General features: G+C 72.1%; 13 protein-coding genes. 12 read left to right on the forward strand and 1 reads right to left on the reverse strand.

Translation table 11 applies throughout. The annotated features are described in order from the left end of the window. Nucleotides 1-207 precede the first annotated feature (207 nt). The 4 genes from AB0L00_RS22160 to AB0L00_RS22175 all read left to right on the forward strand — a co-directional run bounded on the left by AB0L00_RS22160 (nucleotide 208) and on the right by AB0L00_RS22175 (nucleotide 4,984). On the forward strand, nucleotides 208-1,290 hold the full coding sequence (locus tag AB0L00_RS22160; protein ID WP_364437144.1) for an ABC transporter substrate-binding protein: 1,083 nt from the start codon (nucleotides 208-210) through the stop codon (nucleotides 1,288-1,290). A 165-nt stretch (nucleotides 1,291-1,455) separates the two neighbouring features. Beyond that, nucleotides 1,456-3,015, forward strand: coding sequence for a sugar ABC transporter ATP-binding protein (locus tag AB0L00_RS22165; protein ID WP_364437147.1), 1,560 nt, complete (start codon nucleotides 1,456-1,458; stop codon nucleotides 3,013-3,015). Further along, entirely contained in the window at nucleotides 3,012-3,977 is a 966-nt protein-coding gene (locus AB0L00_RS22170) for an ABC transporter permease (RefSeq protein ID WP_364437149.1), read from the forward strand. The genes AB0L00_RS22165 and AB0L00_RS22170 overlap by 4 nt, the downstream gene beginning before the upstream one ends. Next, the gene (locus AB0L00_RS22175; RefSeq protein ID WP_364437151.1) at nucleotides 3,974-4,984 is read left to right on the forward strand and encodes an ABC transporter permease; all 1,011 of its coding nucleotides are present in this window, start codon (nucleotides 3,974-3,976) and stop codon (nucleotides 4,982-4,984) included. The genes AB0L00_RS22170 and AB0L00_RS22175 overlap by 4 nt, the downstream gene beginning before the upstream one ends. Nucleotides 4,985-5,043: 59 nt before the next feature. Here AB0L00_RS22175 and AB0L00_RS22180 read toward each other — a convergent pair whose 3' ends face one another. Beyond that, nucleotides 5,044-6,195, reverse strand: coding sequence for a glycosyltransferase family 4 protein (locus AB0L00_RS22180; protein ID WP_364437154.1), 1,152 nt, complete (start codon nucleotides 6,193-6,195; stop codon nucleotides 5,044-5,046). A 350-nt stretch (nucleotides 6,196-6,545) separates the two neighbouring features. On the opposite strand from AB0L00_RS22180, the gene AB0L00_RS22185 reads away from it, so the two are divergent. From AB0L00_RS22185 to AB0L00_RS22220, 8 genes are all read left to right on the forward strand, one after another. Beyond that, nucleotides 6,546-7,679, forward strand: coding sequence for a F420-dependent hydroxymycolic acid dehydrogenase (locus AB0L00_RS22185; protein WP_364437157.1), 1,134 nt, complete (start codon nucleotides 6,546-6,548; stop codon nucleotides 7,677-7,679). Between the two features lie 122 nt (nucleotides 7,680-7,801). After that, nucleotides 7,802-9,526 (forward strand): 2,3-epoxybenzoyl-CoA dihydrolase, encoded by a 1,725-nt coding sequence (gene boxC / locus AB0L00_RS22190; RefSeq protein WP_364437160.1) that lies wholly within the window; start codon nucleotides 7,802-7,804, stop codon nucleotides 9,524-9,526. 1 nt (nucleotide 9,527) lies between these two features. Next, on the forward strand, nucleotides 9,528-10,946 hold the full coding sequence (gene boxB / locus AB0L00_RS22195) for a benzoyl-CoA 2,3-epoxidase subunit BoxB (protein WP_364437166.1): 1,419 nt from the start codon (nucleotides 9,528-9,530) through the stop codon (nucleotides 10,944-10,946). A gap of 14 nt (nucleotides 10,947-10,960) precedes the next feature. After that, entirely contained in the window at nucleotides 10,961-12,535 is a 1,575-nt protein-coding gene (locus tag AB0L00_RS22200) for a benzoate-CoA ligase family protein (protein WP_364437169.1), read from the forward strand. A gap of 100 nt (nucleotides 12,536-12,635) precedes the next feature. Next, nucleotides 12,636-13,496, forward strand: coding sequence for an amidohydrolase family protein (locus AB0L00_RS22205; protein WP_364437171.1), 861 nt, complete (start codon nucleotides 12,636-12,638; stop codon nucleotides 13,494-13,496). Further along, nucleotides 13,496-14,014 carry a gamma carbonic anhydrase family protein gene (locus tag AB0L00_RS22210; protein WP_364437174.1) on the forward strand — a complete coding sequence of 173 codons (519 nt, stop codon included), beginning with the start codon at nucleotides 13,496-13,498 and terminating at the stop codon, nucleotides 14,012-14,014. The genes AB0L00_RS22205 and AB0L00_RS22210 overlap by 1 nt, the downstream gene beginning before the upstream one ends. Before the next feature lie 10 nt (nucleotides 14,015-14,024). Then, the gene (locus tag AB0L00_RS22215) at nucleotides 14,025-15,518 is read left to right on the forward strand and encodes a 3-hydroxyacyl-CoA dehydrogenase (RefSeq protein WP_364437177.1); all 1,494 of its coding nucleotides are present in this window, start codon (nucleotides 14,025-14,027) and stop codon (nucleotides 15,516-15,518) included. Between the two features lie 4 nt (nucleotides 15,519-15,522). After that, nucleotides 15,523-16,263 (forward strand): enoyl-CoA hydratase/isomerase family protein, encoded by a 741-nt coding sequence (locus tag AB0L00_RS22220; RefSeq protein ID WP_364437180.1) that lies wholly within the window; start codon nucleotides 15,523-15,525, stop codon nucleotides 16,261-16,263. Nucleotides 16,264-16,416 lie beyond the last annotated feature (153 nt).

Raw genomic sequence — 16,416 nt, forward strand, 5'->3', positions numbered from 1 at the left:
GCGCAGCGCGGCGCGCGGCTGCGCCGGAACGGACGGAGGCCAGGAGGACTGGGACGGCCGGTACCGGTGAGCACAGCATGAAGGCCGCTGATCGATCCTGCAAGATTCAGACCGAAAAATGCGTCCGATGCTGATCGCTATTGACAGAACTCGATCGTGGGTGCGTCAATTACCGGAATCTCGCCTCCGCCTGGGGAAGGACCTGCAATGACCGTCCCTCCGTATCGCCCACGCCCGGTCGCGCTCACCACCACGTTCCTCGCGATGACCGCCCTGCTCGCCGCCGGCTGCGCCAAGTCCGAGAAGGACCAGCCGACCGGCGGCGGGAGCGCTCAGGCCGGGCAGGTGGTGCAGAGCCCGTCGGGTTCCGCGCCCTCCTGCACGATCGACAAGTTCGGGGGCACGAAGTTCGACCTGAAGACCTCGGTGGTCGGGTTCTCGCAGTCCGAGAAGGAGGCCAACCCCTTCCGCATCGCGGAGACGGCCTCGATCAAGGCGGAGGCGAAGCAGGAGGGGATCACCGGTCTGCGGACGACCAACGGCCAGTCGCAGTTCAGCAAGCAGATCAGCGACGTCCAGCAGCTCATCGCCCAGGGGGCGAAGGCGCTGGTCATCGCCCCGCTGAACTCCGACGGCTGGGAGCCCGTGCTGCAGCAGGCCGCCGCCAAGCACATCCCGATCATCACGGTCGACCGAAAGATCAACGCGACCGCCTGCAAGGACTACGTGACCTTCATCGGGTCCGACTTCTACCAGCAGGGCAAGCGGGCCGCCGACCAGATGATCAAGGCCCTGAACGGCAAGGGCAAGGTCGCGGTCCTCCTCGGCTCGTCCGGCAACAACGTGACCACCGAGCGCACCAACGGCTTCAAGGACGAGATCGCCAAGCAGGCGCCCGGCATCCAGATCACCTTCCAGCAGACCGGCGACTTCGCCCGCGAGAAGGGCCAGCAGGTCACCGAGCAGATGATTCAGAGCCACCCCGACGTCAACGCGATCTACGCCGAGAACGACGAGATGGCGCTGGGCGCGGTCACCGCCCTCAAGGGCGCGGGCAAGAAGGCCGGCGACATCAAGATCGTGTCCGTGGACGGGACCCGCAACGCCGTGTCCCAGATCGTCAGCGGCTGGATCTACGCGGTCGTGGAGTCCAACCCCCGCTTCGGCCCGCTGGCGTTCCAGACGCTGAGCAAGTTCGTGAACGGCGAGCCGATCCCCGACAAGGTCATCATCTCCGACCGCGAGTACGACTCCTCCAACGCCAAGCAGTCGCTCGCGTCCGCGTACTGATCGATGCTCCGACACGACCGGGGGTGCCCATGACCGAGCGGAGCGAGGGAATCAGTAAGCACAGCACCTTGGTCATGAGGCCGACGAAGGAGGTCCCATGACCGAGCGGAGCGAGGGAATCGGTAAGCACAGCACCTTGGTCATGAGGCCGACGAAGGAGGTCCCATGACCGATCCCGTCCCCGAACAGCGCGATCCGGGAGACACGCCGGTGCTGCAGGCGCGCGACATCGTCAAGCGCTTCACCGGCGTGCTCGCCCTCGACCGGGTGTCCCTGAGCCTGCGGCCCGGCGAGGTCCACGCGCTGGTCGGAGAGAACGGCGCGGGCAAGTCGACCCTCATCAAAGTGATCACGGGCGTGCACCGGCCGGACGCGGGTGAGGTGCTCCTCGCGGGCCGGCCCGCCGGGTTCACCGGTCCGCTGGAGGCGCAACGGGCCGGCGTGCAGGCGGTGCACCAGGAGATCGGGCTGGTCCCGGACCTCAGCGTGGCCCGCAACCTGCTGCTCGGCCGCGAGCCGCGCCGCGCCCTGGGGCTCATCGACACGCGCCGCATGCATCAGCTGGCCGCCCGGACCCTGGAGTCGTACGGCGTGCGGGTGGACGTCCGGCTGCCGCTGCGCTCCCTCGGCGTCGGCGCGCAGCAGATGGTCGCGCTGGCGCGCGCCGTCTCGGTCGACGCCCGCGTGGTCATCATGGACGAGCCGACCTCCTCTCTCGAACCGCGCGAGGTCGACACGCTGTTCGGCGTCATCGACCGGCTCCGCGAGCGGGGGATCGCGGTCATCTACGTCAGCCACCGGCTGGACGAGCTGTACCGCGTCTGCGACGGCGTCACCGTCCTGCGCGACGGCCGTGTCGTCCACCAGGGCGCCCTCGCCGACCTGGACCGGCTGCGCCTCGTCTCGCTGATGCTCGGCCGCGACGTCGCGCAGGTCCGCGCCGAAGGCGTCACCCGGTTCTCCGGAGCGCACGAGGCGTCCGGCGGCCCGGTCCTCGAGGCGAACGGGCTGTCCAGCCGGCACCTGCTCGACGACGTGTCGCTGGCCATCCGGCCCGGCGAGGTGGTCGGGCTGGGCGGCCTGCTCGGCGCGGGGCGCACCGAGACGGCGAAGGCCATCGCGGGGGTCCTGCCGCTCGACGCGGGCGGGGTCACCGTCGCCGGGTTCCCGGTCCGCCGGGGCTCGGCCACGGCCGCCGTACGGGCGGGCATCGCGCTGCTGCCCGAGGACCGCAAGGCGGAGGGCATCGTGCCGACGCTGTCGGTCCGCGACAACATCGCGCTGGCCGCCCTCCCGCGGCTGGCCCGCGCCGGCGTCGTCTCCGACGCGCGCATCGACCGGATCGTGGACACCTTCATGGCGCGACTGCGCATCAAGGCGACCGGGCCGCACCAGCCGGTCGCCGAGCTGTCCGGCGGCAACCAGCAGAAGGTCCTGCTGGCCCGCTGGCTGGCCACCGAGCCCAAGGTGCTGCTGCTGGACGAGCCGACACGCGGCATCGACGTCGGCGCGAAGGCGGAGGTCCAGGCGCTCGTCGACGAACTCGCCGAGGCGGGCCTCGCCGTCCTGCTGATCTCCTCGGACCTGGAGGAGCTGGTCGAGGGCTCGGACCGCGTCATGGTCTTGCGCAACGGCGCCGTGGTCGGTGAGCTGACCGGGGACGAACTCACCGAGGAGGCCGTGATGACCACGATCGCCGCCCACGCGCGGGAGGAAGTGGGATGAGCGACACCGCTGTCGCGCTGCCCCGGCCGACCGGCGCGCGGGTGCTGGCCTGGCTGCAGAACTACGGCGTGTACGCGGCGATCGTCGCGCTCGTCGTCGTCAACATCGCGATCACCCCGCACTTCCTCAGCACGGAGAACCTGCGCACCCAGCTCGTCCAGGTCGCACCGGTCGTCATCGTCTCCCTCGGCATGGCCCTGGTGATCGGCACGGAGGGCGTGGACCTGTCGGTCGGCTCGGTGATGGCGCTGGCCACCGCGCTGATCCCGCTCTACCTCGGGTACGGCGTCGGCCCGGCGATCCTGGTCGCCCTGGTGGGCGGCATCGCGGTCGGGCTGGTGAACGGCTCGCTGGTGGCGTTCGTCAACGTCCAGCCGATCGTCGCCACGCTGTGCCTGTTCGTCGGCGGGCGCGGCCTGGCCCTCGTGCTGGCCGGCGGCCGGCTCAAGGACGTGCACGACGCGACCCTGCTCGACCTCGGCTCGTCGAGCCTCGTCGGGGTCCCGCTGCCGGTGGTCGTCGCGGGCGTCCTGACCCTCGTGGTCACCGGCGTCGTCCGGCGTACGACCTTCGGCCGGCAGCTCGTCGCGATCGGCGGCAACCGTACGGCCAGCGTCCTGTCCGGGCTGCCGGTCCGGCGGGTCCTCCTGCTGGTGTACGTCCTGTCCGGCCTGCTGGCCGCGGTCGCGGGCGTGCTGGCCACCGCCCGCCTCCAGGCCAGCGATCCCTCGTCCCTCGGCCTGCTGATGGAGCTCTCGGCGATCACCGCGGTCGTCGTCGGCGGCACGCCGCTCACCGGCGGCCGGGTGCGGGTGCTGGGCACCGTCGCCGGCGCGCTGCTCATCCAGCTCGTACGGGCGACGCTGATCAAACACGATCTGCCGGACTCGGTCGCCCAGATGGTGCAGGCAGTGATCATCCTTGGCGCCGTGTACGCGGCGAGGGGAGGGGCCGGTCGATGACCACCGAGCAAGCGACGGCCGACACGCCCGTCACCCAGGACGCCTACGCGCTGAGCCGGCGCGACCGCGCCTTCGGCCTGGTCCAGCGGCACGGCGCGACCGCGGTGCTGGTCCTCCTGCTCCTGGTCGGCTCGCTCTCCTTCAGCCACTTTCCTACGAGGGAGAACCTCGGCGACATCGCCATCACGTCGTCGTTCCCCGCGATGGTGGCGCTCGGCATGACCTTCGTCATCATCACCGGCGGCATCGACCTGTCGGTCGGCTCGGTGTTCGCGCTCGGCGGGGTGCTGGCCGCGTACGCCGTGCGGTGGGGAACCCCGGCCGGGCTCCTGGTGCCGCTGGTGGTGTGCGGCGCGATCGGTCTCGTCCAGGGCCTGCTGATCGCCCGGGTCCGGCTGGCGCCGTTCATCGTCACCCTCGCCGGCCTGCTCGGCGCCCGGGGCCTGCTGCTGTCGATCTCGCATGAGGGCGCGACGACGTACCTGATCCCGCACGGCTCGGTGCTCGCCCGGCTCGGCCAGGGACACCTGTTCGGCCTGGGCTACCCCATCTACCTGACGCTCGCGCTGTTCGTCATCGGCGGCGTGCTGCTGCAGCGGACCGGGTTCGGCCAGGCGGTGTACGCCATCGGCGGCGCGGAGGACGCCGCCGCGCTCATGGGCGTGCCCGTCATCCGGACGAAGATCACTGTCTACGTGCTGTCCGGCGCGCTGGCCGGCCTGTCCGGCGCGCTGAACGCCGCGCGCCTGTCGTCGGGCGTGACCATCCTCGGCACCGGCTTGGAACTCGACGTCATCGCGGCGGTCGTCATCGGCGGCACGCTGCTGACCGGCGGCGCGGGCTCGGTCAGCGGCACGATCGCCGGCGTCCTCCTCCTCGGCGTCATCCAGAACCTGATCAACCAGATCGGTGACCTGTCCTCGTCCTACCAACAGGTCGTCAGCGGCGCGTTCCTCGCCGTCGTGGTGGTGGCGCAGACCTACCTGAGCCGGGCCCGCCGACTATGACGGGCCGTGCGAGCCGATGGCCGTGACCGGGCCTGCCGGGCCACGGCTCCGCGAGGGCGTCAGGCGCCGTCGGGAACCTCGGCGGCCCGGTCGTGGCCGGGGGCCAGGAGTTCGGCCAGGTGGCGGGCCGAGGTGTCCCACGACCACGCCTGCCGGACCCATTCGCGGCCCGCGGCGCCCATGGCGGCGCGCTCGGGGTCGAGCAGCGTGGTCGTCAGGGCCTCGGCGATCGCGGCCGTGTCGGTCGGGTCCACCAGCCTGCCGGTCCGGCCGTCGAGCACCGCGTCCGGCGCGCCGCCCGAGTCACCGGCGATCACCGGCAGGCCGCTCGCGGCCGCCTCGAGGAAGACGATCCCGAGCCCCTCGGCCTCCAGGCCGCCCAGACGGGTGCGGCACGGCATCGCGAAGACGTCCGCGGCGGCGTAGTAGGGCGGTGTCGCGGCGTGCGGCGTGCCACCGGCGAAGTACACCGACCCGTCGGCGTGCCGTCGCGCCAGGCTGCGCAGCCGATCCTGGTCCGGCCCGTCGCCGACGACGAGCAGTACCGCCTCCGGGACCTGGCGCCGGACCAGCGGAAGCGCGCGTATCAGCATGTCCACCCCCTTGCGCGACACCAGCCGGGCGACGCAGAGGATCACCGGCCTGCCGTACAGGCGCAGGTCGGCGCGTACCCGCTCGGCGGCGGCCGCATCGGGCCGGAACGCGTCGGCGTCGACGCCGGGGACGAGCCGGCTGAGCCGCGGGCTCGGGCCCAGGGCCGGCACGATCCGGCTGCGCGTGTACGGGCCGAGGTAGGTGACGACGTCGACGCCGTCGCCGATCCGCCGCATCAGCCAGCGGGTGCCGGGCACCTTGGCCCACCAGATCTCGTGGCCGTGCGTGGTGGCCACGATGCGCTCCACACCGCCGCGGCGCAGCGCCGGGGCCATCAGGGCGAGCGGCGCCGCGGCCCCGAACCACACCCGGTCACAGCCGTGGGCCCGGGCGAGCTCGACCGCCTTCCGGGCGACCCTGCGGGTCGGCAGCAGCGTGCGGCTCCGGTCGCGGATGACCGGGAACGGAAGGGACGCGTCGAAGGCGGTGTCGCCGTCCTCGTGGGAGGTGTAGACGACGACGTCGTCCGGCAGGCGTGTGGCCATCGCGTGCACGAAGGTCTCGATCCCGCCCTGCCGAGGCGGGAAGTCGTTGGTGACGATGAGGGTGGAACCCATGGGCGCGTTCGATCCTTCGGCGTCGGGGGAGCGGAGTGACCGCGTGCGAGGCCGCGACCGCCTGCGGAGCCGGCCGAACGTGAGCCGTGATCTCCCGGGCCGCCCGGCCTGCTCCGCACGCGGCGCCGTGGCTGGTGCGACGCTAAGGGCGCGGACCGGTCCCTGACGTCGATCCACAGTCGTGATCTTCGTACCGCGTCTGGCTGACATCGCCGGACGTCATCCTCGGGATGTAGGCGTGTGGTCTCACTCCGCGGGCGATCTGACCGCCTGCGGGCGGACCGTGACCACTTTTGTGGGTATTCGCCGGATAAGGGGTTATCTGTCGTTAGGCGTGGGGGGATCTGGCGATGGGCGGACACGAGTACGGCCGGTGGCGGGAGGACGAGCCCGGTGACGGCCTGTCGAGACGGCGGTTCTCGATGCTCGGGGCCGCGGCACTGTGCGCCGCGGGCGTGCGGCGCGCGGCCGGGCCGGTGCCGACGGGGCCCGGCGGGCGGCCGGTGGCCCCGGTCGGGATCGCGCTCGGGCATGAGCAGTTCCGGACGCCGGACATCGTCCGGTTCGCCGAGCTGGCGGACCGGGCCGGGTTCGGTTACGCCTGGACGAGCGACCACTTCCAGCCGTGGCAGGACAATGAGGGCCACGCGATGTTCCCGTGGCTGTCGTTGGCGCTGATCGGCGAGCACACGTCGCACCTGACGTACGGCACCGGCGTCACCTGCCCGCTCTACCGGTACCACCCGTCCGTGGTGGCGCAGGCGTTCGCCTCGCTGGGAGTGCTGTATCCGGGCCGGGTCTTCCTGGGCGTCGGCACCGGTGAGGCGCTCAACGAGCTGGCCGCCACCGGGCGCTTCGACCGGTATCCCGAACGGCACGATCGGTTGATCGAGGCCATCGAGCTGATCCGCCGGCTCTGGACGGGGGAGCGGGTGACGTTCCACGGCCGGTTCTACCGGACCGATCAGGCCAGGCTGTACGACGTGCCGGCGCGGCCGGTCCCGATCTACGTCGCGGCCAGCGGGCCGAAGAGCGCCTACCTTGCGGGGCGGCACGGCGACGGCTGGATCGGCGGTGTCAAGGATCTGACCGACCCGCGGCTGCGCGACGCCTTCGCCCGCGGGGCCCGTGCCGCGGGCAGGGATCCCGACGGCATGCCGAAGTTCGCCGAGACGTGGGTCGTGGTGGGCGGCCGGGCGGAGGCCGACGAGGCCGCGGAGAAGTGGCGGTTCACCGTCCACGGGTTCGGCGACCTGTTGTACCAGCCGAATCCGGTGACCATCCAGCGCATCGCCGAACAGCGCTGGCCGCTGGAGAAGGTGTACGCCGCCTGGCCGCGCGGCACCGACCCGCAGGTGCACATCACGGCGCTGCAGCGGCTCCTGGACGCGGGCGTCACGCCGTTCGTCCATTCCGGCCAGGCGGACCAGCCGCGTGTGATCGACTTCTACGGCCGCGAGGTCCTGCCCCACCTTCGTCGCTGAGCGCGTCCACCCGGACAGGCCGGCCATCGGGGAGCGGCGGGGGCAATATTCTACGAACTCTTGACGGCCATCGATGAATCCGTAGAGTGTTGCCTCATCTGGATCGACGGGAGGATCTCCTGATGAGCAGCTTGGCCGGCGAGCCCACCGCCCAGCCGAACACGGCGGCCGAGGAACCCGTTCGGCCCGGGAGAGTCGACTTCCGGACCGCCCCGCCGCACTATCGACATTGGCGGCTGAGCCTCGACGGGCCCGTCGCCACGCTGACGATGGACGTGGACGAGCAGGGCGGCCTGGCGCCGGGCTACGAGCTGAAGCTCAACTCCTACGACCTGGGCGTGGACATCGAGCTGTACGACGCGGTGCAGCGGCTGCGGTTCGAGCACCCCGAGGTCCGTACCGTCGTCGTCACGGGCGGCAAGGAGAAGGTGTTCTGCGCGGGGGCCAACATCCGCATGCTGGCCTCCTCCTCCCACTCCTGGAAGGTCAACTTCTGTAAGTTCACCAACGAGACCCGCAACGGCATCGAGGACGCGAGCGCCAACTCCGGCCAGACCTACCTCGCGGCGCTGAACGGCACCGCCTCCGGCGGCGGCTACGAGATCGCCCTGGCCTGCGACCACATCATGCTGGTCGACGACCGCTCCTCGACGGTGTCGCTGCCCGAACTGCCGCTGCTCGGCGTCCTGCCCGGCACCGGCGGGCTCACCCGCGTGGTCGACAAGCGGCACGTGCGGCGCGACCTCGCCGACTACTTCTCCACCAAGACCGAGGGCATCGGCGGCCGGAAGGCGGTGCAGTGGCGCCTCGTCGACGAGGCCGTGCCGCGCACCGCCTGGGACCGTACGGTCGCCGAGCGCGCCGCAGCCCTCGCGACGCGCTCGGACCGGCCCGCCGACACCGGCGGGATCGAGCTGACCGCCCTTGCCAAGACCCGTACCGACGACCACATCGGCTACCGATACGTCGGCGCCGCCCTCGACCGGGACCGCGGCGTCGTGGAGGTCACCGTCCTCGGCCCGGACGGCGACCCGCCGGCCGACGCCGCCGGCGTTCACGCCCAGGGCGCGGACTTCTGGCCGCTCGCCCTCACCCGCGAGCTGGACGACCTGATCCTGGACCTGCGCACGAACGAGATCGAGCTGGGCACCTGGGTGTTCCGCACGAAGGGCGACGCGGCCCGGGTACTGGCGTACGACGCGCTGCTGTTGGAGCGCTCCGGCGACTGGCTGGTCCGCGAGATCGTCCTTTACCTGAAGCGCACGCTGAAGCGCCTCGACGTCACCAGCCGCAGTCTCATCGCGCTCATCGAGCCGGGAAGCTGCTTCGCCGGCTCGCTGCTGGAGCTCGCGCTGGCCGCGGACCGGTCCTTCCAGCTCGCGGGCGTGTTCGAGGACGTCGACCCCGACGCCGAGCCGGCCACCATCACCGTCGGCCGGATGAACCTTGGCCCGCTGCCGATGGGCAACGGCCTCAGCCGCCTGGCGACCCGCTTCCACGGCGACGCGGACGCGCTCGCCGCCGCCGAGGCCGCCGAGGGCAAGGCGTTGCCGGCCGAGGACGCCGAGCGGCTCGGCCTGGTCACTTTCATCCCCGACGACATCGACTGGGACGAGGAGGTCCGTATCGCGGTCGAGGAGCGGGCCGGGTTCAGCCCGGACGCGCTGACCGGGCTGGAGGCGAACTACCGCTTCGCCGGTCCTGAGACGATGGAGACCAAGATCTTCGGCAGGCTGTCCGCCTGGCAGAACTGGATCTTCTGCCGCCCCAACGCCTCCGGGCCGGACGGCGCGCTGCGCAGGTTCGGCACCGGACGGCGCGCCCACTTCGACCAGAAGCGAGTCTGACATGACGACGACCGCCGACTACGGCGAGAAGATCCCCAACAACGTCGACCTGCGCGATGATCGCCGTCTGCAGCGGGCCCTGGAGTCCTGGCAGCCGAACTTCCTGTCCTGGTGGGAGTCGATGGGCCCGACACTGCCCACCGAGGACGTCTACCTGCGCACCGCGGTCAACGTGGGCCGCGAAGGGTGGGCGCACTTCGGCCACGTCGCGATGCGCGACTACCGCTGGGGCATCTTCCTGGCCGAGCCGCGCAAGGACCGGCGCATCGCGTTCGGCGAGCACAAGGGCGAGCCGGCCTGGCAGAAGGTCCCCGGCGAGTACCGCGCGGAACTGCAGCGCCTCATCGTCATCCAGGGCGACACCGAGCCCGCCTCCGTCGAACAGCAGCGCAATCTGGGGGCGACCGCGCCGAGCCTGTACGACCTGCGGAACCTGTTCCAGGTGAACGTCGAGGAGGGCCGCCACCTGTGGGCGATGGTGTACCTCCTGCACGCCTACTTCGGCCGGGAGGGCCGGGAGGAGGCCGAGGAGCTGCTGCACCGCAACTCCGGTAGCGAGGACTCCCCGCGCATCCTGGGGGCGTTCAACGAGGAGACGCCGGACTGGCTGTCCTTCTTCATGTTCACCTACTTCACCGACCGGGACGGCAAGTACCAGCTCGGCACGCTCAAGGAGAGCGGGTTCGACCCGCTGTCGCGGACGTGCGAGTTCATGCTGAAGGAGGAGGCGCACCACATGTTCGTGGGCACCACCGGCATCGACCGGGTGGTGCTGCGGACCGTGGAGCTGATGCGGGAGCACGACACCGACGACGTCGTCGGGCACGGCGGCATCCCGCTGCGCGTGATCCAGAAGTACCTCAACTTCCACTACTCCGTGTCGCTGGACCTGTTCGGCTCCGAGACCTCCACCAACGTCGCGAACTACTTCACCGCCGGGATCAAGGGCCGCTGGTCGGAGGAGCGCCGCAAGGACGACCACCGGCTCACCGACGACTCGATCATGGTCGACGCGGTCGTCGACGGCCGGGTCGGGCAGATTGAGGTCGCCGCGCTGGTGGGCCTCAACACCGACCTGCGGCGGGAGTACATCGCCGACTGCCAGAGCGGCGTCAACCGGTGGAACCGCATCCTGGAGGAGGCCGGCCTGCCGCAGCGGCTGCGCCTGCCGAGCGTCGCCTTCAACCGGCAGGTCGGCGCGTTCGCCGGCATCCAGGTCACCCCGGACGGCGAGGTCATCTCCCAGGAGGAGTGGGACCGGCGCCAGGGCGAGTGGCTGCCCACCGACGTCGACAAGGCCTACGTCCGGTCGCTCATGCGGCCGGTCCACGAGCGCGGCAAGATCGCCGCCTGGATCGCTCCGCCCCGCCAGGGGATCAACGGCAAGCCCTTCGACTACGACTACGTCCACCTCGCCTGACCGGACGGCGGCTCATGAGCGAACCCTTCAACGCCTGCCTCTACCTGCTCGACCGCCACCTGGAACGGGGCGACGGCGACCGTCTGGCGCTGACCGGCGCCGGCGGGGACCTCACCTACGCCCGGCTGCACGAGCGCGTCCGGCGCACCGCCGCCGGACTGCGCGCGATCGGCCTGCTGCCCGAGCAGCGGGTGCTGATGTTCATGGCCGACTCGCCGGACTTCGTCACGGTCTTCCTCGCGGCCCTGCGGATCGGCGCCATCCCGGTCCCGGTCTCGACGATGCTGCACGCCGACGGGCTGGCCGAGCTGCTGCGCGACTCGCGGGCGCGCCTGCTCGCGGTGACGCCGGAGTTCACCGCGGTCGCGGCCGAGGCCGCCGCCGCGGCGCCCGAACTGGCCGGCGTCGTCGCCTCGGACGGTGCCACGATCACCGCCCCGGTGCCGGTGCACGCGCTGGCGGACCTGGCCGGCGCGGAGCCGGACGGCGAGCGGCCCGCCACGACCGCCGACTCCCCGGCGTTCTGGCTCTACACGTCGGGCACCACCGGCACGCCCAAGGCCGCGATGCACCGCCACGCCTCGGTCCGGGTCGTCTGCGAGACGTACGGCGCCCAGGTCCTCGGCATCCGCCCCGGCGACCGCTGCCTGTCGGCGGCCAAGGCGTTCTTCGCCTACGGCCTGGGCAACTCGCTGCTGTTCCCCCTGTGGGCCGGCGCCGCCGCGATCCTGGAACCCACGCCGTCCCGGCCGGACCTGCTGGCCGAACGCGCCCGTACGTTCGGCGCGACGCTGTTCTTCGCCGGGCCGACGTTCTTCGCCAACATGCTCCGCGCCGAACTGCCGCGCGCGGCGCTCGGGGGAGTACGCCTGTCGGCCTCGGCGGGCGAACCGCTGCCCGCCGCGCTGTACCACCGGTGGACCGAGCACTTCGGCGTCGACATCCTCGACGGCATCGGCATGACCGAGATGCTGCACATCTTCCTGTCCAACACGGAGGGCGCCGTACGGCCCGGCACGACCGGCCGCGCGGTGCCCGGCTACGACCTGCGCATCCTCGACGAGGAGGGGCGCGAGGCCGCCCCGGGAACGCCCGGCACCCTGTACGTCCGCGGCGAGTCGACGGCGACCGGGTACTGGTCCCGGTACGCGGCGTCCCGCCAGGTGTTCCAGGGGGAGTGGCTGTGCACCGGCGACACGTACGTGCGGGACGCCGACGGCTACTACACCTGCCGGGGCCGTACCAGTGACATGCTGAAGGCCAGCGGCATGTGGGTGTCACCGGCCGAGGTCGAGACGCGGCTGCTGGCGCATCCGGCGGTCGCCCAGGCCGTGGTGGTGGCGGGCATCGACACCGACGGCCTCGAGAAGCCGGTCGCCTACGTCGTGACCGGGACCGGCGTCGAGGCGACGGAGGCGGACCTCATCGAGTTCTGCCGGGCGGGGCTGCCGTCGTTCAAGCGCCCCCGCCGGGTGCTGTTCGTCGACGCGCTGCCGACCACGCCGACCGGCAAGGTACGGCGGGTGGAGCTGCGCGCGCACGCCACCGGCGTGCTGTCCGGCCCGCAGGAAGAGGTCGCGTTGTCGTGATTCACAACGCCGCCCGGTTCGTCACGCGGATGGCGATCCGCCAGGATGGAAGGGTGCGTCCGAACCGCGTTCACCTCATCGCCGCGTACGAGGCGGTCTGATGCTCGACGGCATGCCGCTGATCGACGTCCACCTGCACGCCGCCCGGCTGCCCACGCTCAAGCCCGCGTGGCGGCAGTGGGCGCACGACTTCGGCGACCGGGAGCTCCTCGACCGGGTCTACGACGCCTCCGGGACGCTCGACCCCGCCCGGTTCGCCGCGTACCTGGCCGCTGAGGGCGTCGACGTGGCGCTCGTGTTCGCGGAGTACAGCCCGAAGGCGACCGGGTACCAGCCGGTCGAGGACATGCTCCCGCTGACCGGGTACGACCCGGCGCGGATCAAGCTGGTCGCCAACATCAACCCGCACCTGCACTACCCGATCGACGAGGAGCTGCAGCGCCAGCTCGACCTCGGCGCGGTCGCGTGCAAGCTGCATCCCGTCCACGCGGGCGTCGCGGCCAACGACCGCGCCCTGTACCCGGCGTACGAGGTGTGCCAGGCGGCCGGGATCCCGCTGGTCGTGCACTGCGGCACCAGCACGTTCCCCGGCTCGACCAACCGCTTCGCCGACCCGGTCCTGCTGGACGACGTGCTGCGGGACTTCCGGCGGCTGAACGTCGCGCTCGCGCACGGCGGGCGGGGATGGTGGTACGACGCGGCCGCCTTCATGGCCCTGTCGAACGAGCGCGTGTGGATCGAGCTGTCCGGGCTGCCCCCGTCCCGGCTGCGCGACTACTACGCCAGGCACAACTGGAAGCGCCTCACCCGACGCATGATCTTCGGTACGGACTGGCCCGGAGTCCCGGGGATCGCCGCGAACGCCCGGGCGGTCGCCGCGCTGTGCCCCGACGAGGAGACCGCCGCGCTGGTGCTGGCCGGCAACGCGGCCCGCGTCTACAACCTGAAGCTGGAGACCTGATGGCGATCTACGCCCTCGGCGAGCTGACCCCCGACATCCACCCCGAGGCGTTCGTGCACCCGGACGCGACCGTCATCGGCGCGGTGACGATCGGGCCTCGCGCCTCGATCTGGCCGGCCGCGGTGCTGCGCGGCGACTACGGGCGCATCGAGGTCGGGGCGGCGACGTCCATCCAGGACGGCACCGTGCTGCACACCACCGAGGAGTGGCCGACGCTCATCGGCGACCGCTGCGTCGTCGGCCACAACGTCCACCTGGAAGGCTGCACGGTCGGCGACGGCTGTCTCATCGGGTCCGGGTCGATCGTCCTGAACCGCGCCGTCCTCGAGCCGGGGGCCGCGGTCGGCGCCGCCGCGCTGGTGACCGAGGACGCCCACGTCTCCGCCGGGCACATCGCCGTCGGGGTGCCGGCCCGGCAGCGGCCCGCACCGGGCCTGGACAAGTGGATCGCCGAGGCCGTCGACCTCTACCAGGACAACGCGGCACGCTACCGTACGGACCTCCGCCGGATCGGGTGAAAGGAACACGATGAACGACGTCGTCGCGGTGGTGGGCGCGGGGACCATGGGCACCGGGATCGCCCAGGTCGCCGCCCTGGCCGGACACCAGGTCCTGCTGCTGGACACGGCCCCCGGCGCCGCCGACCGCGCCGTGTCCGGCATCCGGGAGCGGGTGAAGACCCTGGTGACCCGCGGCAAGATCGACGCGGACCCCGACGCCCTGGACCTGACCGCCGTCGACTCCCTCGATGCGCTGGCGTCCGCCGGGCTGGTGATCGAGGCGATCGTCGAGGACCTGGCGGTCAAGCGGCGGCTGTTCGCCGACCTGGAGCGCGCGGTCGGCCCGGAGTGCGTGCTGGCGAGCAACACCTCGTCCCTGTCGCCCACGGCGATCGCGGCCGGTCTGGAGCGTCCCGACCGGGTCCTCGGCCTGCACTTCTTCAACCCGGTGCCGCGCATGCGTCTCGTCGAGCTGATCGCCGGTGCCGACACCGCGGCAGAGCTCGCCGACTGGACGGCCGCCCTGGTCGAGCGGTGGGGCAAGACGGTCGTCCGCGCCGCCGCGACGCCGGGGTTCATCGTCAATCGGATCGCCCGGCCGTACTACGCCGAGGCCTGGCGGCTGTACGAGGAGCGCGCCGCCGCTCCCGAGGTGATCGACGCCGTGCTGACCGGCGCCGGTGGCTTTCCGATGGGGCCGTTCGCGCTGATGGACCTGATCGGCCACGACGTCAACGAGGCCGTCACCCGCTCGGTGTGGACGGCGTTCGGCCAGGACCCGCGCTTCGCGCCGGCCCCGGCGCAGCGTGCCCTGGTGGAGGCCGGGCGGCTCGGCCGCAAGAGCGGGCGGGGCGTCTACGGGTACGGCCCGGACGCGCCGCCGCCGGAGGCGACCGCCGCCGCGCCGCGCCCGGTGCCGGTCGGAGAGGTGACCTTCAACGGCGCGGCCGACCTGCACCCGCTGCTGACCCGCGCCGAGGTCGACTTCCGCGTCGGCGCGCTGTCGAACGACACGGTCGTCCTGCCGAGCGGCGCGCTGCTCGTCCGCAGCACCGGCGCCACGGCCACCGAACTGGTCGAGGAGCACGGCCGGGCCCTGATCGTCGTCGACCGTACGCTGGACGACGCCACCGCCAGCGCAGTCGCCATCGCACCTTGCGACGGCTGTCCCGAGGAGGCCCTGGACGAGGCGATCGGCCTGCTTCAGGCGGCCGGACTGGCCGTGCACGTCGTCGACGACACGCCCGGCCTCATCGTCACCCGGACCGTCGCCATGCTGGTCAACCTGGCCGCCGACGCCCTCCAGCAGGGGGTCGCCACCGCCGCCGACATCGACACGGCCATGCGGCTGGGCGCCGGCCACCCGCTCGGCCCGATCGCCTGGGGCGACCGGTGGGGCGCCGAGACCGTGGACGAGATCCTGGCCGCCCTCCAGGAGTCCTACGGGGAACCGCGGTACCGGCGCGCCCCACTGCTGCGCCGCCGGGCACTGACCGGAGCGACCCTGACGGGAGCGGAGTGACGTCATGACACTGGTCCAGGTCCGCCGCGAGGACCACCTGTGGTGGGTCGGCCTCGACCGGCCGGCCAAGCACAACGCGCTCGACCAGGCGATGGTCACCGAGCTGACGGCGGTACTGGACGAGGCCCGCCGTGAGCCGTGCGTCCTGATCGTGCACTCCACCACGCCTGGCATGTTCGCCGCCGGGGCCGACATCGCCGAGCTGCGCGAGCGCGACGCCGACGCGGCGCTGCTGGCCATCAACGCCGGGCTGTTCGAGCGGCTGGAGGCGCACCGCTGGCCGACGATCGCGCTCGTCGACGGCCCCGCGTTCGGCGGCGGCTGCGAGCTGGCGCTGGCCTGCGACTTCCGCATCGCCTCGCCCAACGCGCGGTTCGCCCAGCCGGAGCTGGCGCTGGGCATCATCGCCGGCGCCGGCGCGAACTGGCGGCTACCGCAACTGGTCGGCCTGGCCACCGCCCGCCGCATGCTCTACGCCGGAGCGCGGCTCGACGCCCACCAGGCTCTCGCCGAGGGCCTGGTCGACGAGGTCGCCGAGAACGGCGAGGAGCTGCCCGAACGCGGCCGGGCGCTCGCGGCCACCATCGCCGAGCGTTCGTGGCGGGCCCTGGAACTGACCAAGCTCGCCCTGCGCAGCACCCGCCCCGCCACCACGACCTTCGACTTGGCCGCCCAGGCCCTCCTGTTCGAGGGTGAGGACAAGCAGGCCCGGATGACGGCCTTCCTGGAACGACGAAAGCGCTGACGCGTCCGCTGCGGTCTGTCGCGTCTCCGGCGCGACGATGCGGCGCGGCGCGCGTCAGGTCCGATGGTCATTCCTCCGGCTTCCGCTTGTTCCGCGCGGTGAAGCGGCCGTAAGCATTGATCCCTGGCATTCAGTGCCTCTAGAGAGCAGACA

Origin of the sequence: Actinoallomurus sp. NPDC052308 (genome assembly GCF_040679195.1) — a bacterium.
GTDB classification, from domain to species: domain Bacteria; phylum Actinomycetota; class Actinomycetes; order Streptosporangiales; family Streptosporangiaceae; genus Actinoallomurus; species Actinoallomurus liliacearum.

Excerpts from the sequence above, each read along its gene's own strand:
- AB0L00_RS22160 (WP_364437144.1), top strand. The coding sequence starts at position 208 with ATGACCGTCCCTCCGTATCGCCCACGCCCGGTCGCGCTCACCACCACG.
- AB0L00_RS22165 (WP_364437147.1), top strand. The coding sequence starts at position 1,456 with ATGACCGATCCCGTCCCCGAACAGCGCGATCCGGGAGACACGCCGGTG.
- AB0L00_RS22170 (WP_364437149.1), top strand. The coding sequence starts at position 3,012 with ATGAGCGACACCGCTGTCGCGCTGCCCCGGCCGACCGGCGCGCGGGTG.
- AB0L00_RS22175 (WP_364437151.1), top strand. The coding sequence starts at position 3,974 with ATGACCACCGAGCAAGCGACGGCCGACACGCCCGTCACCCAGGACGCC.
- AB0L00_RS22180 (WP_364437154.1), bottom strand. The coding sequence starts at position 6,195 with ATGGGTTCCACCCTCATCGTCACCAACGACTTCCCGCCTCGGCAGGGC.
- AB0L00_RS22185 (WP_364437157.1), top strand. The coding sequence starts at position 6,546 with ATGGGCGGACACGAGTACGGCCGGTGGCGGGAGGACGAGCCCGGTGAC.
- boxC (WP_364437160.1), top strand. The coding sequence starts at position 7,802 with ATGAGCAGCTTGGCCGGCGAGCCCACCGCCCAGCCGAACACGGCGGCC.
- boxB (WP_364437166.1), top strand. The coding sequence starts at position 9,528 with ATGACGACGACCGCCGACTACGGCGAGAAGATCCCCAACAACGTCGAC.
- AB0L00_RS22200 (WP_364437169.1), top strand. The coding sequence starts at position 10,961 with ATGAGCGAACCCTTCAACGCCTGCCTCTACCTGCTCGACCGCCACCTG.
- AB0L00_RS22205 (WP_364437171.1), top strand. The coding sequence starts at position 12,636 with ATGCTCGACGGCATGCCGCTGATCGACGTCCACCTGCACGCCGCCCGG.
- AB0L00_RS22210 (WP_364437174.1), top strand. The coding sequence starts at position 13,496 with ATGGCGATCTACGCCCTCGGCGAGCTGACCCCCGACATCCACCCCGAG.
- AB0L00_RS22215 (WP_364437177.1), top strand. The coding sequence starts at position 14,025 with ATGAACGACGTCGTCGCGGTGGTGGGCGCGGGGACCATGGGCACCGGG.
- AB0L00_RS22220 (WP_364437180.1), top strand. The coding sequence starts at position 15,523 with ATGACACTGGTCCAGGTCCGCCGCGAGGACCACCTGTGGTGGGTCGGC.